This is a genomic window from Shinella sp. (genome assembly GCF_052438155.1).
Taxonomy (GTDB): domain Bacteria; phylum Pseudomonadota; class Alphaproteobacteria; order Rhizobiales; family Rhizobiaceae; genus Shinella.
On record NZ_JBQVPI010000007.1, the window covers coordinates 217,449 to 237,370 of the forward strand.

The 19,922-nt window shown below is 64.5% G+C and carries 21 protein-coding genes; 8 read left to right on the top strand and 13 right to left on the bottom strand.

Going from position 1 to position 19,922, the window contains the following annotated elements:
- Positions 1-15: 15 nt before the first annotated feature.
- Positions 16-213, bottom strand: a complete 198-nt coding sequence (locus ACT6VE_RS15560; RefSeq protein WP_444799460.1) for a hypothetical protein — start codon at positions 211-213, stop codon at positions 16-18.
- Between the two features lie 183 nt (positions 214-396).
- Positions 397-1,323, bottom strand: a complete 927-nt coding sequence (locus tag ACT6VE_RS15565; protein ID WP_444799461.1) for a LysR substrate-binding domain-containing protein — start codon at positions 1,321-1,323, stop codon at positions 397-399.
- A gap of 92 nt (positions 1,324-1,415) precedes the next feature.
- Between ACT6VE_RS15565 and ACT6VE_RS15570 the strand changes: the two genes are divergently transcribed.
- The 4 genes from ACT6VE_RS15570 to ubiG all read left to right on the top strand — a co-directional run bounded on the left by ACT6VE_RS15570 (position 1,416) and on the right by ubiG (position 6,090).
- Positions 1,416-2,558, top strand: a complete 1,143-nt coding sequence (locus tag ACT6VE_RS15570) for an iron-containing alcohol dehydrogenase (RefSeq protein WP_444799462.1) — start codon at positions 1,416-1,418, stop codon at positions 2,556-2,558.
- Positions 2,559-2,567: 9 nt separating this feature from the next.
- Positions 2,568-4,067: an aldehyde dehydrogenase gene (locus ACT6VE_RS15575; protein WP_444799463.1), complete on the top strand. Its 1,500-nt coding sequence runs from the start codon at positions 2,568-2,570 to the stop codon at positions 4,065-4,067.
- Between the two features lie 75 nt (positions 4,068-4,142).
- Entirely contained in the window at positions 4,143-5,267 is a 1,125-nt protein-coding gene (locus ACT6VE_RS15580; protein ID WP_444799464.1) for a mandelate racemase/muconate lactonizing enzyme family protein, read from the top strand.
- Positions 5,268-5,340: 73 nt separating this feature from the next.
- Complete coding sequence (gene ubiG, locus ACT6VE_RS15585; RefSeq protein WP_444799465.1) at positions 5,341-6,090, top strand: bifunctional 2-polyprenyl-6-hydroxyphenol methylase/3-demethylubiquinol 3-O-methyltransferase UbiG; 750 nt, start codon at positions 5,341-5,343, stop codon at positions 6,088-6,090.
- Here the strand turns inward: ubiG and ACT6VE_RS15590 are convergent, their stop codons facing one another.
- From ACT6VE_RS15590 to ACT6VE_RS15610, 5 genes are read right to left on the bottom strand one after another with little or no spacing between them, the layout of a single operon-like run.
- Positions 6,091-6,669, bottom strand: coding sequence for a DUF3291 domain-containing protein (locus tag ACT6VE_RS15590; RefSeq protein WP_444799466.1), 579 nt, complete (start codon positions 6,667-6,669; stop codon positions 6,091-6,093). It abuts the gene before it with no gap.
- Positions 6,669-7,097 carry a DUF1178 family protein gene (locus tag ACT6VE_RS15595; protein WP_444799467.1) on the bottom strand — a complete coding sequence of 143 codons (429 nt, stop codon included), beginning with the start codon at positions 7,095-7,097 and terminating at the stop codon, positions 6,669-6,671. Before ACT6VE_RS15595 ends, ACT6VE_RS15590 begins: the two co-directional genes overlap by 1 nt.
- A complete protein-coding gene (locus ACT6VE_RS15600) occupies positions 7,094-7,951 on the bottom strand; it encodes a carbon-nitrogen hydrolase family protein (protein ID WP_444799468.1) in 858 nt (285 codons plus the stop codon). The genes ACT6VE_RS15595 and ACT6VE_RS15600 overlap by 4 nt, the downstream gene beginning before the upstream one ends.
- Positions 7,952-7,962: 11 nt before the next feature.
- The gene (gene grxC / locus ACT6VE_RS15605; RefSeq protein WP_069060792.1) at positions 7,963-8,220 is read right to left on the bottom strand and encodes a glutaredoxin 3; all 258 of its coding nucleotides are present in this window, start codon (positions 8,218-8,220) and stop codon (positions 7,963-7,965) included.
- Between the two features lie 35 nt (positions 8,221-8,255).
- On the bottom strand, positions 8,256-9,047 hold the full coding sequence (locus ACT6VE_RS15610) for a ComF family protein (RefSeq protein ID WP_444799570.1): 792 nt from the start codon (positions 9,045-9,047) through the stop codon (positions 8,256-8,258).
- A 61-nt stretch (positions 9,048-9,108) separates the two neighbouring features.
- On the opposite strand from ACT6VE_RS15610, the gene ACT6VE_RS15615 reads away from it, so the two are divergent.
- Positions 9,109-9,978 (top strand): methyltransferase domain-containing protein, encoded by an 870-nt coding sequence (locus tag ACT6VE_RS15615; protein WP_444799469.1) that lies wholly within the window; start codon positions 9,109-9,111, stop codon positions 9,976-9,978.
- Between the two features lie 5 nt (positions 9,979-9,983).
- Here ACT6VE_RS15615 and ACT6VE_RS15620 read toward each other — a convergent pair whose 3' ends face one another.
- From ACT6VE_RS15620 to ACT6VE_RS15645, 6 genes are all read right to left on the bottom strand, one after another.
- Positions 9,984-10,163 (bottom strand): Flp family type IVb pilin, encoded by a 180-nt coding sequence (locus ACT6VE_RS15620; RefSeq protein ID WP_444799470.1) that lies wholly within the window; start codon positions 10,161-10,163, stop codon positions 9,984-9,986.
- Between the two features lie 44 nt (positions 10,164-10,207).
- Complete coding sequence (locus ACT6VE_RS15625) at positions 10,208-10,525, bottom strand: hypothetical protein (RefSeq protein ID WP_444799471.1); 318 nt, start codon at positions 10,523-10,525, stop codon at positions 10,208-10,210.
- A 109-nt stretch (positions 10,526-10,634) separates the two neighbouring features.
- Positions 10,635-11,057, bottom strand: coding sequence for an 8-oxo-dGTP diphosphatase MutT (gene mutT, locus ACT6VE_RS15630; protein ID WP_444799472.1), 423 nt, complete (start codon positions 11,055-11,057; stop codon positions 10,635-10,637).
- Positions 11,054-11,812 carry a GNAT family N-acetyltransferase gene (locus ACT6VE_RS15635; protein WP_444799473.1) on the bottom strand — a complete coding sequence of 253 codons (759 nt, stop codon included), beginning with the start codon at positions 11,810-11,812 and terminating at the stop codon, positions 11,054-11,056. Before ACT6VE_RS15635 ends, mutT begins: the two co-directional genes overlap by 4 nt.
- A 36-nt stretch (positions 11,813-11,848) precedes the next feature.
- Positions 11,849-13,081 (bottom strand): bifunctional glutamate N-acetyltransferase/amino-acid acetyltransferase ArgJ, encoded by a 1,233-nt coding sequence (gene argJ, locus ACT6VE_RS15640; protein WP_444799474.1) that lies wholly within the window; start codon positions 13,079-13,081, stop codon positions 11,849-11,851.
- 91 nt (positions 13,082-13,172) lie between these two features.
- A complete protein-coding gene (locus ACT6VE_RS15645; RefSeq protein WP_444799475.1) occupies positions 13,173-14,072 on the bottom strand; it encodes a peptidylprolyl isomerase in 900 nt (299 codons plus the stop codon).
- A 235-nt stretch (positions 14,073-14,307) separates the two neighbouring features.
- On the opposite strand from ACT6VE_RS15645, the gene secA reads away from it, so the two are divergent.
- The 3 genes from secA (at position 14,308) to ACT6VE_RS15660 (ending at position 19,867) form a co-directional block, all read left to right on the top strand.
- The gene (gene secA / locus ACT6VE_RS15650; protein ID WP_444799476.1) at positions 14,308-17,034 is read left to right on the top strand and encodes a preprotein translocase subunit SecA; all 2,727 of its coding nucleotides are present in this window, start codon (positions 14,308-14,310) and stop codon (positions 17,032-17,034) included.
- A 144-nt stretch (positions 17,035-17,178) separates the two neighbouring features.
- On the top strand, positions 17,179-18,606 hold the full coding sequence (locus ACT6VE_RS15655; RefSeq protein WP_444799477.1) for a lipopolysaccharide biosynthesis protein: 1,428 nt from the start codon (positions 17,179-17,181) through the stop codon (positions 18,604-18,606).
- Entirely contained in the window at positions 18,596-19,867 is a 1,272-nt protein-coding gene (locus ACT6VE_RS15660; RefSeq protein ID WP_444799478.1) for a GNAT family N-acetyltransferase, read from the top strand. The genes ACT6VE_RS15655 and ACT6VE_RS15660 overlap by 11 nt, the downstream gene beginning before the upstream one ends.
- Positions 19,868-19,922 lie beyond the last annotated feature (55 nt).

Consider the following 19,922-nt stretch of genomic DNA (forward strand, 5'->3'; position numbering starts at 1 on the left):
GGCAACGCCCCTGGATCAGCCGATCTCACGCTCCTGATAGGCTACAAGCAGGGTGCCGGCAAGCGCCAGTGGCCAGGCGACGCAAAGCAGCAGGCCTAGCACGCGGTCGAGATCCCACCGGCCGCCTTTTTCCGCACCTTCGCGCAGGCTGCAGTCGATGAACAGCAGCGCGATCAACGTGTAGAAGGCCATGAGCAAGGCGCTGAGTGTCATCGTCCCACGATCTTTCGTTGCAGGAGGGCGGCGTGTCAGCCACCCCATGGCCCTTGACGGACCACACGATCACCGAGGCCTCCCCACGACCTCGCTTCTCTCCTGAATGCCCCAAAGTGTGACACTGTTTACCATCATTGCCAATAGAAACATGATGTCGGTAAGCATGTTTGGATGGTTCTGCTACAGCCCGTTTCGCGAGGCCAGCAGGCTGGCGTGCAGTTTCAGCACTTCCGGCGGCGCGGTGCGAAATTTCGGCAGGCCGAGATGATAACCGTATCCGGTGACGAGGCTTGTCGTGCCCAGTTGCACGAGGGAACCTTCGGCAAGTTTTGCTGCAATAAGGCCAAGACTGCCGAGCGCCACGCCATCGCCGCTGAGCGCTGCGTCGATGGCAAGCGCATAGGTGGAAAAGGTGAGGTGCGGGCGGGGAAACGGCATCCGGCGGTAGGCTTCGGGCGCGACGCGCTCCAGCCACGGGCGGAAGGAGATCCAGTTGGCGTTGAAGCGCTCGTAGTCGATCAGATCGAGGCCTGCGAGATCGGCGGGCTTGACCGTGGCGGCCTCCAGTCGCTTGCGGGCGATGTAGCCCGGTGCGGCCACCGGCGCCAGTTCCTCGGCCAGCAGCGGGGTCAGGTCCCAGCGGGGATGTTCACCCGCAGAGTAGAGGATCACGAGGTCGTTGTTTTCCGAGGCGAGGTCGGCGGGGCTGTCCGATGTGACGAGGCGGAGGGAGACGTCCGGGTTGTCGCGCGCGAAATTGCGCAGGCGCTGACCGAGCCAGAGATGCGAGACCGAGCCGCTGGCGGCAAGCGATATGCTCTGCCCGGCGCCGGTGCGGAAGGGTTCGAGGCTTTCCTCCAGATAGTCGAGCGAGGCGCGTACGCGCTGGAACAGTTTTTCGCCGCGCGGTGTCAGCGTCAGGTTCTTGCCGCTGCGGGCGAAGAGCTGGGTGCCGAGATGGTCTTCCAGCCCTTTGATGCGGCGGCTGACGGCGGCCTGCGTGATGTTCAGCTCGCGGCCGGCACGGGAAAAGTTCATGTGGCGGCAGGCGGCGTCGAAGACGCGAAAGGCTTCAAGGGGGATATGGGCGAGCAAACTGACTTTCATGATTTGAAGTTATCAAAAAGCCCGAAAAATCCAAGGATTTGAAAATCTGAAATCGTGATGCACGGTTCGGCAAATCAATCCGGGGTGTTCTCGTGAAGTTCGCAACGTCTTTCGTGCCTGATATCCGCTTTGGTGACGGGGTCCATGACACCATCGCCGCGTCTGCCCGCGCGCTCGGCGCCGAAAAGGTCCTCGTCGTCATCGATGGTTTTCTTGCGGGGAATGGCCTTGGCGAGCGTCTCGCTACCCAGTTTGCAGCGGAAGGCGTGAGCGCGGCGTTCTTTTCCGACTTTGCGGGCGAACCGAAACTTGCCCATGTCAGGGCGGCGACGGGTGCCGCGCGCGGCAAGGATCTCGTCGTCGGCATCGGTGGCGGCTCGGCGCTCGATATCGCGAAGATTGCGGCCTGTGCTGCGGCGGCGGATGCAGATCCGATGCATTACGCGCTCGCCGCCAATCCGCTTCCCAACAGGCCGCTGAAGAAGATCATGGTGCCGACCACGGCGGGCACGGGCTCCGAGACCTCGGCGACGACGATCTTTGCCGGGCCGGAAGGCAAGAAACTCTGGATCTGGGGGCCGGAGACCAAGGCCGATCTGGTGCTGCTCGATCCGGCGCTGACGGTGACGCTGCCGGCCAACCTCACCGCCTGGTGCGGGCTCGATGCCTTCGTGCATGCCTTCGAGGCGGCGACCAACCGCAATGCCCATGCGGGTGCGGCGCTCTATGCCCATGCCGCTTTGCGCCTTCTCACCGAGGCTTTGGAGACGGCGGTGAAGAGCCCGGCGGATATCGAGGCGCGCGGCAAAGTGCTGCTCGGCTCGTGTTATGCCGGCATGGCGATCGACAATTGCGGCACCGCGGTCGCGCACAATATCAGCCACGCGCTTGCCGGCCTCGCGCCGGTGCACCACGGGCTGGCCACGGCGCTCGGATTCGAGGCGACGCTCGCCTGGCTCGTGGAGGCGGATACCGCGGATCTTGCCGCCGCGGCACGCGCCTGCGGTCTGTCCGATACGGCGATGCTGCCTGGATTTGTCAGCGACCTGATGGATCGCTGTGGCATTGTCCGCGCTTTGCCGAAAACCTTTGCCGCCTTCACCGCCGATGATCTCGCCCGCGAGATGCGCGCACCGGAGAACCAGCCGATGCGCCGCTCGACGATCCGCGACATTGCCGACGCCGATATTGATACGGTGGCCGCCGCGGTTATGGCCCTGCCCAAGACGCTCTGAGGACCTGACATGACCGAACAGTTCAGCCGTGCCTATTGGGAAGACCGCCTTGCCGGGCTCTCGTTCGACCGCGGACATTTCATCGACGGCAAGGTGCAGCCTGCCGCGTCCGGCCGGACCTTCGTGCGCACGCGTCCGATGGACGGCCAGCCGGGTGCCGTGCTGGCGCAGGGAGATGCGGCGGATGTCGATCTGGCCGTCGCCTCGGCGCGCAACGCCTTTGCCAGCGGCATCTGGCGCGGCAAGGAACCGCTGGAAAAGAAGAAGATCATGCTGGCCTGGGCAGAGCTGATCCGTACCCACGGCGAGGAACTGGCGCTGCTGGAGACGCTCGACGTCGGCAAGCCGGTGCAGGCGTCGCTCGGCGTCGACGTGCGGCTCTGCGCGGATGGCATCCAGTATTACGGCGAGATGATCGACAAGCTCTATGACGAGATCGCGCCGACGGGGCCGAAGGCACGGGCGCTGGTGCGCAAGGTGCCGATCGGTGTCGTCGCAGCGATCACGCCGTGGAACTATCCGATGATCATCGACGCCTGGAAGCTCGGGCCGGCGATCGCGGCCGGCAATTCCGTCGTGCTGAAGCCGGCCGAACAGTCCTCGCTTTCGGCGTTGAGGCTGGCGGAACTGGCGATCGAGGCAGGGCTTCCCGCCGGCGTCTTCAACGTCGTCACAGGCTTCGGCGAAGAGGTCGGCAAGCCGCTTGCACTGCACATGGATGTCGACATGGTCGCCTTCACCGGCTCGACCGAGGTCGGCAAGCTGATCATGGGCTATGCGGCGCAGTCGAACCTCAAGCGCGTAGCGCTGGAGCTTGGCGGCAAGTCGCCGCTCGTCGTGTTCGAGGATGCGGATCTGGATGCGGCGGCGAGTGCGGCCGCCTGGGGCTGCTTCTACAATTCCGGCGAGACCTGCCACGCCGCCACCCGCCTCGTCGTGCAGCGCTCGGTGCAGGACGCACTGATCGAGAAGATCGAGGCGGTGGTGAAGCGTGAGATTGCGCTCGCGCATCCCTTCGAACCCTCGGCGCAGATCGGTGCGCTGATCGAGGCGGAGCATATGGACAAGGTGCTCGGGCTGATCGCCATTGGCGAGAAGGATGGAGGGCGCCGTGCTTTCGGCGCCGAACGCGTGCTGGCGGAGACTGGCGGCTATTATGTCTCGCCGGGCGTCATCACCGATGTGACGAACGACATGCGCATCGCCCGCCAGGAGATTTTCGGACCCGTGCTGGCGGCTATTGCCTTCGACACGGAGGATGAGGCGCTGGCGATCGCAAACGACACGATCTATGGGCTGGCCGGCGCGGTCTTCACCCGCGACATGGACCGGGCGCACCGCTTTTCCGAGGCGATCCACGCCGGGACTGTCTGGATCAACACCTACGACATGTCGAATTTCGCCACACCCTTCGGTGGCTTCAAGCAATCCGGCTTCGGCCGCGACCGCTCGGTGCATGCGATCGACAAATATTGCGATTACAAGACGATCTGGCAGCAGTTCGGCTGAGCTTTTTGTTTTTTCGCAGTTCCCACGGAAAACCGCTTCACACTTTTCCTGGAACTGCTCTTGAAGGGGGAAGGCATGAGCAAGATCGTTTCCATCGGGATCAGCCACCACCGGCTGCCGCTCGATCCACCGTTCAAGGCCAGCTGGGACGGCCGGCCGCGCCGGCATTTCGACGCGACGATCGTGCGCGTGACGGACGACGAGGGCCGCGAGGGCATCGGCTCCGGCGACCTGATGAAGGGGTTCGAGGGGCACGAGGACCTGTTCATCGGGCAGGACCCGCGCCATCTCGAACGGCACTATGAGGTTCTGTCGCATATCAACTTCCACTATGGCCGCTGCTGGCCGCTTGATCTCGCGCTCTGGGATCTCGCCGGCAAGGTGACGGGCGAGCCGGTCTGGCGCATGCTGGGCGGTCGGGCTGATCGCGTTCGGCTCTACGCCTCCTCCGGCGTCCTGCGCGAGCCCTCCGCCATGGCGGACCAGGCGGAGCGCTATATCGAAGAGGGTTTTCCGGCGATGAAGGTGCGCTTCTCGTCGTCAGCCGGCGGCCGCAATGGCTGGCGCGACGACGTCAAGGCACTGGAGGCGATCCGGGCGCGCGTCGGCGACCGGCTGGAACTGATGGTCGACTGCAACCAGGGTTGGCGCATGCCCTGGGACACGACGCTGCCCTGGACCTTCAAGGATGCGCTCGTCGTTGCGCGCGAACTGGAACGGCTCGGCATCTATTGGATGGAGGAGCCGCTGCACCGCTCCGACCGCAAGGGCATGAAGGCGCTGAAGGAGGCGACCGACATTCGCATCGCCGGCGGCGAGATGACACGGGAGCTTTACGAATTCCGCGACATCATCGAGGAACGCGCCTTCGACGTCATCCAGCCGGACGTGGCGCTGGTCGGCGGCATTACCGGTTGCCGGCGGCTCGCCTTCCAGGCGCGCGAGGCGGGTGTCACCTTCACGCCGCACTCCTGGACGAACGGCATCGGTGTGCTCGCCAATGCGCATCTGACGGCGGGGGCGGGGGATGCGCCCTTCCTCGAATATCCCTATGACACGCCGGAATGGAGCGAGGCGCGCCGCGACTATCCGCTTGCAACGCCGCTGCGCCATGAGAATGGCTGGCTGCTGCTCGGCGAGGCGCCCGGCCTTGGCATCGTGCTCGACGAAGCGCGGCTCAAGGCAACGCGGCTCGGCTGAGACGCTTCGCCCTCTTGACATCCGCCCCGTGGAGGCCGACTTCACGGGGATACGGACGCGAAGGAGACGAGCCATGAGCGAGGCAGCCCGCACGACGATCGACCAGGCGGAAGTTGACCGCTTTTCGGCGATGGCCGCCGAGTGGTGGGACCCGGCCGGCAAGTTCCGTCCGCTGCACAAGTTCAATCCCGTCCGCCTCACGTATATCCGCGATCTTGTCGCAGCCCAGTTCGGCCGCGACCCGAAGGCGCATCGCCCGCTCGAGGGGCTGCGTATCCTCGATATCGGCTGCGGCGGCGGCCTGCTGTCCGAGCCGATGGCGCGCATGGGGGCGGATGTGCTCGGCGCGGACGCGTCGGAAAAGAATATCGGTATTGCCAAGGCGCATGCGGCCGGCAGCGGCGTTCCGGTCGATTACCGGGCGGTGACGGCCGAGGCGCTGGCGGAAGCCGGCGAGACGTTTGACGTCGTGCTCAACATGGAAGTGGTCGAGCACGTCTCCGACGTCGAGTTCTTCCTCACCACCTGCGCCTCCATGGTGCGCCCCGGCGGCATGACGTTCGTCGCCACGATCAATCGCACTATGAAGGCGGCAGCGCTGGCGATTTTTGCCGCGGAGAATGTGCTGCGCTGGCTGCCACGCGGTACGCATCAATATGAAAAGCTGGTGCGTCCGGAAGAGATCGAGAAGCCGCTTACGGCTTCGGGCCTGACGGTAACGGACCGGACCGGCGTGTTCTTCAATCCGTTGCTCAATCAGTGGAACCTGTCGAAGGACATGGACGTCAACTACATGATGGTCGCCCGCCGCGCCTCCGCGTAGTCAGGGTTTCAGGGTCCTCGCAACGGCAAGCAGGTCTTCCTGTCCGGGCGCATTGTGTTCGGCCTTTGCCTTCACACGGTTGCGGTCGATGGCGACGGGATTGCCGTCCGGACAGAAGGCGACCTTGAAGGTGAAGGCGCGCGGCGTCGGGCCGTTGTCGTGCAGGTATTCCAGCCGCTGCGCACCGTCGGCCCAGACGGGCCGCAAACCGTCCGGCACCCACCATAAAACGAGCGAAGGCCAGGCCTGCTTCTGGTTCCAGTTGCGGGCATATTTCAGCGCATCGGCGTGCACGCCGTTATAGGTGAAGGCCATCAGCGCTTCGAGGTCGGCCCAGAGCGACAGAGAGGAGGGTGCGTCTTCGAAGCCGCTACCCTTGATGAAGCGGGGATAGACCTTCTCGCCCCAGCTTTCCGGTCCCGGCACGTCGTCGTAGCCCGAGCGGCCGACATAGCCGTCCGCCCGGCTTGCCGCCTCGAAGTTCAAGGGTTCGCGCAGGCGAAACCCTTCGACGCGCGGGCTTTCGTAATCATCGACATGGAGGCCGAAATTGTAGGCGGCGAGACGGTGGCCGCGCATCAATTCGTATCGTCAGGCAGGACGGGGAGGGGGGCGACTTCGACGCCTTCTTCCAGCAGGTCGCGCACCTCTTCGGCGGAGGCGCGGCCGATCAGGCCCCGCTGCTCGGTTTCGCCATAGTGGATCTTGCGGGCCTCCTCGGGGAAGCGCTCGCCGACGTCCTCGGAATTGGCACGGATGGTGGTGACGACCTCCCGGAGCTTCGCCATCATTTCCTTCTGGCCGGCCTGCACGACGAGTTCCTGGCGGCGCTCCTTCTTGCGGGCGGTCGAGACGGACGGAGCCATCAGGCGCTTGGCGACGTGGGCGGAGCCGCAGGACGGGCAGGAGACGAGCGCCATCGTCTGCTGGCGGTCGAAATCGCCCGCTGAGCCGAACCACCCTTCGAAGGCGTGCCCATTGTCACAGGAAAGCTCGTAGCGGATCAAGCGGCAACGCCTCCCTTCGCGGGCTCGCCCGCCACCTCGAGGGTGAAGGCGCGTCCATTGCGCAGGTTCGGGATCTTGTCATGCGCGGCCTTGACGGCGGCAGGATCGACCTCAGCGAGCACGATGGCCTCGCCGGTGCCGCCGGCTGAGGCAAGAACGCGGCCCCACGGGTCGATGATTATGGAATGGCCGAAGGTCTCGCGGCCGTCCTCGTGCACGCCTGCCTGGGCTGCGGCGATGATGTAGACGCCGTTTTCGATGGCGCGGGCGCGCAGCAGCGTTTCCCAATGCGCCTCGCCGGTCTGGCGGGTGAAGGCGGCGGGCACGGAGATGATCTCGGCGCCGGCCTGGGCCTGCGTCTTGAAGAGTTCCGGGAAGCGCACGTCGTAGCAGATGGCGAAGCCGAGTTTCGCGAAGGGCAGGTCGGCCATGCGCGCGACGGCGCCCGGCGAATAGACCGCGCTCTCGCGCCAGCTCTCGCCATTGTCGAGATCGACGTCGAACATGTGGATCTTGTCGTAGCTGCAGACTTTTTCGCCGTCCGGGCCGAACAGAAAGCCACGGTTGGCGATCTTGCCATCGGAAAGCGCTATGGCCGTCGAGCCGACATGCATATGGATGCCGAGTTCCCTGGCGAGTTCCGTGGCGGCCGCGACCACGAGGTCGTCGGCCTCCGAGCGGAGGATGGCTTTAAGACCGGTGCGATCCCGCTGGAGGGCGCCGGTCATCTCCGGCGTCTGGACATAGACGGCGCCCTTGGCGGCCGCCTCGCGCACGAGGCGCCGCATCGTTTCCACGTTGCGGACGGGATCGGTCCCGGAGCACATCTGGACGGCGGCGATCGTGACGGTCATGGATTGTCTCCCTACGCTGCCAGCAGCGCGTCGAGTTCGCCGGCGCGTTCCAGCGCATGCAGGTCGTCGCAGCCGCCGACATGGCGGTCCTTGATGAAGATCTGCGGGAAGGTTGTGCGGCCGTTGGCGCGCTTGATCATTTCCTGGCGCACTTCCGGTGCATAGGTTGCGTCATGCTCCTCGAAGGCCACGCCCTTGGTCTCGAGAAGTTTCTTGGCGGCGCTGCAATAGCCGCAGAACTGACGCGTATAGATGACGACCGAAGCCATAGTTTGCTGCTCCAAAGCTTGGAAAACCTTGTCTTTCATATAGGTCCGGGAAGCGCCCTTGCAAAGGTCAAAACGGTGACGTCGGCAACGCCAGCGCGTTTCAGGGTGCGAGTGACCGCCGCGACGGTTGCGCCGGTCGTGTAGACGTCGTCGACGAGCACGACGCGGCGGCCGAAGAGCTTGTCGCGGCCTTCCGGCGTGATGGCGAAGGCGCCGCGCACGTTTTCCTCGCGGGCGCGTGGGCCGAGGCCGATCTGGCGGCGGGTGCGCTTCGTGCGACGCACGGCGTCGATGAGCACCGGTTTGCCGGAAAGGTCTGCAAGGGCGCGCGCGAGTTCGGCTGCCTGGTTGAACTTGCGCCAGAGCAGGCGGAAACGGTGCAGGGGGACGGGGATGATGAGATCGGCCGCCTGCACGCTGCCGTCGCCGGCGCGCAGCATCCATTGCGCCATCATCGGCGCCAGGTCGGTTCGGTCGCGGTATTTCAGCGAATGCACCAGCACGCGGGCGAGGTCGTCATAGAGCGCGACGGAGCGCAGCCTGTCGAAAGGCGGCGGATTGGCGATGGCATCGGCGCTGAGGATGCCGGGGCCGAGATCGTGCGAGAAGGGTGTACCGAGCATCTCGCAATAGGGGCGTTCGATGAAAGCGAGCTTCGCCCAGCAGTGGGGGCAGAGGCTGGCGCTGCTGCCGAGCAGCACGCCGCACCCGGCGCAGGCCGGCGGGTAGACAAGGTTGAGGGCGGCACCTGCAAGACCGCGCAACCGGCGGGCGACGACCAGCCGGAGCGGGATTGCCGGCAATGCCTCAGCCTCGATTTCGCCCATGCGGTTGACAATAGTCTCTCCCAATGGCCAAAGCGATGGGATTCCGAACTGGATTTTGACGATGGAAACGCTCTTCGACCACGCCCTGATCGACATGCACCGGCTGCGGGCCCTCAAAGACGGGCCGGCGGATTTCCTGCTCGACGTGGTGGCGCGGGAACTGGCCGAGCGCCTCAGCGTCATCGACCGGCGCTTCGAGCGGGCTGTGGAACTGCATGGCCATACCGGCGCCGTTGCGCGGGCGATTGCCGAAACGGGCAAGGTGGATGCCATCGAGCGGATCGAGAGCGACCAGCGTTTTGCCACGCCCGGCGAAGTGCTGACCGTGTCGTCGCTGGAAACGGTGCCGCTGGCGCCGCAATCGGCAAACCTCATCGTGTCGCCGCTTGCCCTGCACCTCACCAATGATACGCCGGGGGTCTTCGTGCAGATCCGCCGGGCGCTGAAGCCGGACGGGCTGTTTCTTGCGGCGATCCCGGGCAATGGCACGTTGCAGGAACTCCGCGAGGTTCTGCTTGCGGCGGAAAGCGAGATGACCGGTGGGGCGAGCCCGAGGGTCGTGCCTTTCCCGGACGTGCGCGATATCGGCGCATTGCTCCAGCGCGGCGGCTTCGCCCTGCCGGTGACCGACAAGGAGACCTATACGGTCCGCTACGATTCGCTCTTTCCGCTGATGAAGGACCTGCGCGCCATGGGGATGGCCAATCCACTCACCGGGCGCAGCCGCAGGCCTTTGGCGCGGGGCGTGCTGCTGCGGGCGGCGGAGCTTTATGCACAACGCTTTTCCGATCCTGACGGACGGATCCGGGCGACCTTTTCGGTCATCTATGTCTCGGGTTGGGCGCCGCATGAAAGCCAGCAGAAGCCGCTGAAACCCGGCTCGGCGACGATGCGCCTGGCCGATGCGCTCAAGCAGACCGGCCAGGAATAACCGCGTTAATTCCGTGCGGATTCGATGCTGGTCGTGACGGTGTTGAAGACATTTCCGAGGCCGCCGCTAAAGGCCTGCAAACCGGCCAGGAGACCAATTGCAATGAGCCCCGCGAGGAGCCCGTATTCGATGGCTGTCGCGCCACTGCGGTTGGAAAGGAATGATTTCAGCAGCCTGCGCACCATTCATCTCTCCTGCGTGCTTCGAGCACTCTAGGTTTGCTGTCGGCTCAGCAGCCGTTGCCTTGACCATTGCCGTTGACGATGCAGACGGCCCCGGGCATTTCCTGCAGCACGCTGCGGCGCACCGTGTATCGCTTGGTCCCATCCGTCGGGATAGAACCTGTCGAGATCATGTCGAATTCGTCGGGCACGTTCGCCATCATGCGCTTGTCGGTCTTCGCGGAGAGGACCGGGGTCAAAACCAGCGCAAGCGCTATTACAGCCGTGCCGAAGAGCAGGGCGAGGTTGAGCGCGCCGGTCCGGGTATCGCCGGCCGGCGTGTAATCCTTCTCCTGAACGGCTTTCCAGAAGTCATCGTCACGCATCACAGGGTCTCGCACGCATTGCAACGTTCAAAGCTAATCTTTGAACCACGGTGCTAAACGATTGCTTAACGAAACACGAAAAATGCGGGGTAAATTCCTGCCGGAGTGCTCAGAGCAGGTCCATCAGGAAGGGGATCAGCGGTTCGTCGGCGGGCGGCATGGGATAGTCGCGCAACGCCTTCGGCCGCACCCACTTGATCGCCTGCCCTTCGCGGCCATGGGCGGTGCCCTCATAGCGACGGCAGACATAGAGCGGCATCAGCAGGTGGAAGTCGTCATAGGTGTGGCTGGCGAAGGTCAGCGGCGCAAGGCACGCGACCTTTGTCTGGATGCCGAGTTCTTCGTCCAGCTCACGGATCAGCGTCTCTTCCGGCGTTTCGCCGGGCTCGACCTTGCCGCCCGGGAACTCCCAGAGACCGGCGAGCGATTTGCCTTCAGGCCGTTGTGCCAAAAGGATACGGCCATCGGCATCGACGAGCGCGCAGGCGGCGACGAGCAGGATGCGACGGGGCTTGGACGTCAGTTCGGTCATGCCGCGGCCGGTCCCCGATAACTGTACTGATAGACGTCCTGGAAGCCGGCGCGGCGGTAGAGCGCGATCGCCGCCGCATTGTCCGCCTCGACCTGCACCCAGGCGTGGCGGGCGCCCTTGAGCTTGGCCCAGCGCAGGCTCGCATGCAGGATGGCGGTGCCGAGGCCCTGGCCGCGCCGTTCTTCTGCAACCCCGAGCTGGAGAATGCCGACCAGGTCATTGTCGTGCACGGCGATCGTCACGGCCGTCGGGCCGAACTCCGCTTCCTCGAAGATGAAGAGGCCGGTTTCCGGCTTGATGGCGTTGATGATCTCGGTCAGGCCGGGCTTCAGCGCCGGGTCGTCGCCGGCAACGCGAATGCGCGCATCGACGAAGCGGCCGACATCGCGGCTTGGCAGGTGGTCGAGGCCTTCGTCGCGGGGAAGGGTGGCTAGGTCGGCCATCATGACGACGGTATGGCCGTCTTCCCCCCAGCCCGCTTCGTCCATGAAGGCGATCAGCTTCGGCGGCGTCAGGGGCGTCTGGCGCACCAGCAGCGGCCGGCCGTAGTCGGCGAAGCGCTTTGCCGCCTTTTGCAGGCGGATGTCGAGGTCGCGATAGTCGGACGGGTCGAGCGGGTTTACCGAATTCAGCCGGCGCGAGGGGTGGCCGGCGGTCAGCCGGCAGAGCCAGCTTCCGTCATACTGCACCGAGGCTGCCGGCCAGGCGCGAAAACCGACGGCTTCGAGCCGGCGCACTTTGGGGAGGTCACTCATCGTCTTTTGTCCGCAGGGCATCACGTGGTCCCGGCCTCAACTACGGTAGTCGCCGTTGATCTCGACATATTCCTTGGTCAGGTCGCAGGTCCAGACCGTCGCCCTTCCATTGCCGAGACCGATCTCGACGCGGACGGGGATGTCCTGCTTCTGCATGACGGCGGTCGCCGCATCTTCGGAATAGGACGGATCACGTTCGCCATCGACGGCGACGCGCACGTCGCCGAACCAGATGGCGAGGCGGTCGCGGTCGGCCATCTCGCCGGATTTGCCGACGGCCATGACGATGCGGCCCCAATTGGCGTCCTCGCCGGCAACGGCGGTCTTGACGAGCGGCGAATTGGCAATCGACAGCGCGATGCGCTTGGCGGCGGCGTCAGTCTCAGCACCTTCGACGGTGACTTCGACCATCTTGCGCGCCCCTTCGCCATCGCGCACGACCTGGAGCGCCAGATCGCGCAGGAGGTCGTTGAGGGCGGCGCGGAAACCGTCGAGCGATGCGTCGTCGGCCGTTACCGGCTGCTGGCCGTCCACGGCGCCGGTTGCAAAGAGCATCAGCGTGTCGGAGGTCGAGGTGTCGCTGTCGACGGTGACGGCATTGAAGGTCGGGCCGACGCCGGCCGACAGCAGGGATTGCAGCACCGGCGCGGGGATGGCTGCATCGGTGACGACGAAGGAGAGCATGGTCGCCATGTCGGGTGCGATCATGCCGGCGCCCTTGGCGATGCCGTTGATGCGGACGGTGACGCCGCCGAGGTCTGCGGTGCGGGTCGCGACCTTCGGATAGGTATCCGTCGTCATGATCGCCTTGGCGGCCTCGAACCAGAAATCTTCCGTTCCCGAGGCGGCGAGGCCATCGAGCACGCCGGAGAATTTTGTGGCGTCGAGCGGTTCGCCGATGACGCCCGTCGACGCGAGGAAAACTTCGCTCTCGGTACAGCCGATCGCCTTGGCGGCAGCTTCGGCGGTCATCCTGGTCGATTCGCGGCCCTTGCTGCCGGTAAAGGCATTGGCATTGCCGGAATTGACCACCACGGCGCGGGCGACACCGCCGGGCAGATTGGCGCGGCAGAAATCGACGGGGGCGGAAGGGCATTTCGAGCGGGTGAAGACGCCTGCGACCGCCGCCGGGCGATCGAAGACCATCATCAGCACGTCCGTCCGGTTCTTGTACTTGATCCCTGCAGCGGCGGTCGCCATGCGCACGCCGCCGACCGGCGGCATCTCGGCAAAGGTTTTCGGAGCGAGCGGGGAGACGGAGCCGGACATCGTGCATTCCTGTTTGAGGAAAGGCCCGACGGGAGCCGGGCCGGCCTGTTTGAAGAAAGGCCCGACGAAAAACGCCGGGCCGTTGTCGTTCTTACTGCTGGCCTTCGATGGCCGGCGCGGGTTCGCCTTCGCCCGCAGCTTCCGCCTTGTTGACCGCGTCGTAAGCGGTCTTCAGCGCCGGATCCTGGATGTCGATCGGTGCTGCGGCCTTGGCCTTTTCCAGAAGCTCAAGATACTTGTCGCGCATGACGAGCTGACGAACCTGGGGCTCGACCTGGTCGAGTGCCGGGGGCTGCTGCTTGCGCTTGTCCTCGATCTTGATGACGTGGAAGCCGAACTGCGACTTGACCGGGACCTTGGAATAGGCGCCCTTTTCGAGGGCAAACGCCGCCGTTTCGAATTCCGGAACCATGCGGCCCTTGGCGAAGTAACCGAGGTCGCCGCCTTCCGACTTGTTCGGATCGGTCGACTTCGCCTTGGCGATCTCGATGAAATCCTTGCCGGCATCGAGCTCGGCGATCACGGCCTTGGCTTCGTCCTCGGTCTTGACGAGGATGTGGCGGGCGCGGATTTCGTCTTCCGGCGTGATGGCGGAAATTTCCTTTTCGTAGCGCGCCTTCACGTCTTCCGGCGTGACGGCATCAACGACGTGCTTCTTGAAATAGGCGTTGTGCAGTTCGCGATCCGTCAGGAAGGCGAGGCGCTGCTTGAACTCGGCGTCGTCCTTCAGGCCTTCCTTGTCGGCATCGGCGGCAAGCAGCTTGACGTCGATGATCGAGGAGAGGGCGGCGACGCGCTTCTGCTCGTCCGGCAGGTTGGCGAGCTGCGGGTCGAGGCCGGCGATCGCGAGCTTCAGCTCCGATTCGTGGATCTCGAGCGCGCCGACCTTGGCGATGACCGGATCGGCGGCGGCGTCCTGTGCACGGACGCTTGTGCTTGCGGCGACGATCGCGATGAGGGCGACTGCCGCGAGCTTGCTATACTTCAACATAAAGAAAAGACCTTTCACATCCTCGCCGGAATCGAGCCGATATCCGGTGCCAGACGGCTCAACACCACCAGAATGTGGCAGTTGTGCAACCGCCAGAGCCGTTGACATCATTCGACCCCCCTCTTATCTGTCACGCAATCCCGCGTCCAGATCAGTTTCCGGGCGTTTCACGGCTTTGCGCGCAATTCCTACGACCTGTCACGCGCCGGGTGCCCACAAAGAAAGGACCATCCTGATGGTCAGCCTCGGCGGCATAGCCCGCAAGTTGTTCGGTTCCTCGAACGATCGTCGCATCCGCTCCTATAGTCCGCGGGTCGACGCCATCAATGCGCTGGAATCGCAGATGAAGGCGCTCTCCGACGACGCGTTGCGCGCGAAGACGGTGGAGTTCCGCGAGCAACTCGCCGCGGGCAAGACGCTTGACGATCTCCTGGTGCCGGCCTTTGCGGTCGCCCGCGAGGCGGCCTTGCGTGTGCTGGGGCTGCGTCCCTTCGACGTCCAGCTGATCGGCGGCATGATCCTGCACGAGAAGTCGATCGCCGAAATGAAGACCGGTGAAGGCAAGACGCTCGTCGCGACGCTTCCCGTCTACTTGAACGCGCTCGCCGGCAAGGGCGTGCATGTCGTGACGGTCAACGACTACCTCGCCACCCGCGACAGCGCGCTGATGGGCAAGATCTACAGCTTCCTGGGCATGACGACCGGCGTCATCATGCACGGGCTTGACGACGACCAGCGCCGCGCGGCCTATGGCTGCGACATTACTTACGCCACGAACAACGAACTCGGCTTCGACTATCTGCGCGACAACATGAAGTACGAGCGCGGCCAGATGGTCCAGCGCGGCCACTTCTTCGCCATCGTCGACGAAGTGGACTCGATCCTCGTCGACGAAGCGCGCACGCCGCTGATCATTTCCGGCCCGCTCGACGACCGCTCCGACCTCTACACCACCATCGATGCCTACATTCCGCTGCTCGATGAAGGGGATTACGAGATCGACGAGAAGCAGCGCTCTGCCAACTTCTCGGAAGTCGGCACGGAGAAGCTCGAAAACCTGCTGCGTCAGGCGGGGCTCCTGAAGGGCGAATCGCTCTATGACGTCGAGAACGTCGCGATCGTGCACCACATCAATAATGCGCTGAAGGCCCACAAGCTCTTCACCCGCGACAAGGACTACATCGTCCGCAACGACGAGATCGTCATCATCGACGAGTTCACCGGCCGCATGATGCCGGGCCGCCGCTATTCGGAGGGCCAGCACCAGGCGCTCGAAGCCAAGGAAAAGGTCACGATCCAGCCGGAAAACCAGACGCTGGCCTCGATCACCTTCCAGAACTATTTCCGCATGTATTCCAAGCTCGGCGGCATGACCGGTACGGCCTCGACCGAGGCGGAAGAATTCGGCAACATCTACGGCCTCGACGTCGTGGAAGTGCCGACCAACCTGCCGATCCAGCGCCTCGACGAAGACGACGAGGTCTACCGGACCGTCGAAGAGAAATACAAGGCGATCATCCAGGAGATCAAGGACGCGCGCGAAAAGGGCCAGCCGGTCCTCGTCGGCACGACCTCGATCGAAAAGTCCGAATACCTTGCCGAGCGCCTCAAGATGGCCGGCTTCAAGGACTTCCAGGTGCTGAACGCCCGCTACCACGAGCAGGAAGCCTATATCGTTTCGCAGGCCGGCGTGCCGGGTGCGGTGACGATCGCCACCAACATGGCCGGCCGCGGTACCGACATCCAGCTCGGCGGCAACCTCGAAATGCGCCTTGAGCGCGACCTTGCCGAGATGGAGCCGGGTCCCGAGCTTGACGCCAAGCGCGAGGCGATCATAGCCGAGGTCAAGAAGCTGAAAGAACAGGCTCTTGCCGGCGGTGGGCTCTACGTTCTCGCCACCGAACGCCACGAAAGCCGCCGCATCGACAACCAGCTGCGCGGCCGTTCCGGCCGTCAGGGCGACCCGGGCCGCTCGAAATTCTTCCTGTCTCTGCAGGACGACCTGATGCGCATCTTCGGCTCCGAGCGCATGGATTCCATGCTGCAGAAGCTCGGTCTCAAGGAAGGCGAGGCAATCGTCCATCCCTGGATCAACAAGGCACTGGAGCGCGCGCAGAAGAAGGTCGAAGCCCGCAACTTCGACATCCGCAAGAACCTCTTGAAGTATGACGACGTGCTGAACGACCAGCGCAAGGTGATCTTCGAGCAGCGCATCGAGCTGATGGACAGCGAGAATCTGTCGGAAATCGTCACCGACATGCGCAACGAAGTGGTCGAGAACCTCGTCCGCCTGAACATCCCGGAAAACGCCTATGCCGAGCAGTGGAACGTTGCGGGCCTGAAAGCGGGCGTCGTCGAGCAGCTCAATCTCGATCTGCCGATCGAGGCCTGGGCGGCCGAGGAAGGCATCGACGAGAAGGACATTCTCGAGCGCCTGCACAAGGCCGCCGACGATGCTGCGGCCGACCGCGTGGAACGCTTCGGCCAGGAAATCATGACCTATGTCGAGCGCTCCGTGCTGCTCCAGACACTGGACACGCTGTGGCGCGAGCATATCGTCAATCTCGACCACCTGCGCTCCGTCATCGGCTTCCGTGGCTATGCCCAGCGTGATCCGCTGCAGGAGTACAAGGCGGAAGCCTTCGAACTCTTCCAGGCGCTGCTTGCAAACCTTCGCCAGATGGTCACCGCGCAGCTGATGCGCGTCGAGCTGGTGCGCCAGGCCGCCGATGGGCCGGCGCCGGCGCTGCCGCAGATGGAAGGTCATCACATCGACGGCACAACGGGTGAAGACGATTTCGGCGAAGGCAATGGCGGTGGCTTCATGGCGGTTGCCGTCGAGCCGGAGAACCGCGACCCGAACGATCCGTCGAGCTGGGGCCGCATCTCCCGCAACGAGCCCTGCCCCTGCGGTTCGGGCAAGAAATACAAACATTGCCACGGCGCCTTCGAACAGGCCTGATCGCAAAGACTGAAAATGCCGCCTTCGGGCGGCATTTTTGTTGGTCGGTCAAGGCGCGTGACGCCGCGACCCAACCGTTTGTTAACCCTGATCTGACAAGACTGACGCTGTCGAGTTCTGCGTAGCGTCTGGGTTCCTGTGTTGATGGCGGTCATTCAATCGGCTGAGAGGTTGCTGCCATCCGGCCTGCGCGGCAAGGCGGAGCCGCTCACGCGTGCGCTCGCGACGATCCTGTCCAGCGACGATCCCCGCAACCTCGCCCAGCGCATGGCGCTCATTGCCTTTGCCATCCGGGTTGCCAGCGCCGCCATCGCCTTCCTGACGCAGATCGTGCTGGCCCGGGTGATGGGCGAGTTCGAATATGGCATCTTCGTTTTCGTCTGGGCGCTCATCGTTATCGTCGGCGACATGTCCTGTCTCGGCTTCCACACGACGGTCGTGCGCTTCCTGCCCGACTATGTCGGCCGCAGCGCCCTTGCGGAAATCCGCGGGCTTACCTCCACCGCCCGCATTTTCGCCATCCTGTCCTCGACCACGCTTGCGGTGCTCGGTTTCCTCTGCCTCTGGTTTTTCCGCGATTCCTTTGCCGGCTACTATGTCCTGCCGCTGTTCATCGGCCTGTTCTGCATGCCGATGATCGCGCTCGGCGACGTGCTGGAAAGCACGGCGCGCGCGCATAGCTGGGCGGTGGTGGCGCTGAGCCCCACCTATATCGTCCGCCCGCTGCTGATCCTCGTCTTCATGGTGCTGGCGGTGACGCTTGGCGCGCCGCATACGGCCCTGACGGCGATGACCGCGGCGCTGGCCGCGACCTACCTCACCACGGTCGTGCAGTTCTTCAATATCGTCTACCGGCTCGGCAAACGTTATGTCGCGGGACCGCGCAAGATCGAGTTCTCGCTCTGGATCAAGGCGGCGCTGCCGATCTTCCTGATCGAAGGGTTCGGCTTCCTGCTTACCAATTCCGACGTCATCGTCGTCGGTCTCTTCCTCGATCCGGAAAGTGTGGCCATCTATTTCGCCGCGGCAAAAACCATGGCGCTCGTGCACTTCGTGTTCTTCTCCGTAAAGGCCGCCGCCGCCCCGCGTTTTTCTGCCATGTTCTCTGCGGGTGACCGCGTAGCCCTTGCGCGCTTTGCCGGCGAGACGGTGCGCTGGAGTTTCTGGCCGTCGCTCGTCGTTGGCGGCGTGGTGCTGCTGTCTGGCCATCTGCTGCTATCGCTCTTCGGGCCGGCTTTCACGGCCGGCTGGAGCCTGATGTTCATTCTCTTTGCCGGCATTCTCGCCAAGGCGCTTGTCGGGCCGGGCGAAGTGCTGCTCACCATGTGCGGTGAACAGCGGCTCTGTGTCGGTGTCTATGCCGTGGCGCTTACGGCAAACATCCTCTTCAACGTCACGCTCATTCCGCTCTTCGGCCTGACGGGCGCCGCCATCGCCACCGCTGGCGCCATGGTCGTCGAGGCGCTGCTTTTGCACATCGTGGTGCGCACCAGACTTTCCATCATTCTCTTCGCCTTCGCCAATCCGGTGAAAGCGAGTCTCGTCAACGGGATGGACCATCATGACCGATAGCCACGGCATCGACCACGCCATCGCGGCAGGGCGCGCCCAGGCCGCTATCCCGCCAGCCCCGCCGCTGGCACAACCGCCGGCGGACCAGCGTTTCATCGTCGGGCGGCCGGGCCGCTCGCTGGCGCTCTATCCGGCAACGGCGGGCTATGAGCTGCAGCAGGAACTCGATTTCCTGTCGAACCGCGTCATGGAGCCGAACGTCTTCTTTACGGGGCGGTTTCTGGCGCCCGCCATGCCCCGCCTGGAGGACCGCGCCGTACGGCTTTTCGTCATCCGCGACGAGAGCAACGGGCGTAGCCGCATCCGCTTCCTGATGCCCTTCTCGGTGGAAAAGCCGGGCTTCTCCATTGGTGCAAGCATCCTGCGCGGCTGGTCGAACCCGTTTGGCCCGCTCGGCACGCCGCTCGTCGATGCCGAAGACGCGGCCGAAACGCTGGACAATTTCCTCGAAGCGCTCGGTGGGCCGGGCACCGGGCTGCCGCCGATCCTCGTCCTGCCGGACCTGCGCCTCAACGGCGCCTTCGCCCAGCTGCTGCGCGCCGTTGCGATCGGCCGCAACCTGCCGGTCACCGTCACCGATACCTATCGCCGGCCGATGCTCGACAGCCTGCTCGACGGCCAGACCTATCTGCAGAATGCCATCTCGCCCGAGCATTTCCGCGAGCTGCGTCGGCAGTGGCGCCGGCTCGATGCAATGGGCGAGCTCAGCTACAACGTCGCCCGCCAGCCCGCCGACATCCGCCTGCGCATGGAGGAATTCCTGCTGCTCGAGGCGGCCGGCTGGAAGGGACGCGGCCGCACGGCGATGATCAACGACCGGTATCGCGCTGCCTTTGCGCGCGAGGCGATCAGCAATCTTGCGGAAACCGACGGCGTGCGCATCCACACGCTCGATCTCGACGGGCGCGCCATCGCCTCGATGATCGTCTTCATGACGGGCGGCGAGGCCTATACGTGGAAGACGGCCTATGACGAGGCGTTTGCGAAATATTCGCCCGGCAAGCTGCTTGTGGCGGAACTGACCGAATGGCACCTCGACGACGCGAATATCGCGCGGTCGGATTCCTGTGCGGTGCCGGACCATCCGGTCATGAGCCGCTTCTGGGAAGAGCGCGAGGACATGGGAACGCTCGTCGTCGGGCTGCAACAGAACCGCGACCGCGACGTCCGCCAGACGGCGGCGCAGCTTCACCTCTACCGCAACACGCGCAATGTCGCGCGGCTGCTGCGCGACAAGATCCGGTCGCTGGCGCGGCGTTAGACGCTTCCTGTTTGGCGCAACTCCAAACGCAAAACCGCTGCGCACCTTTGTTGGA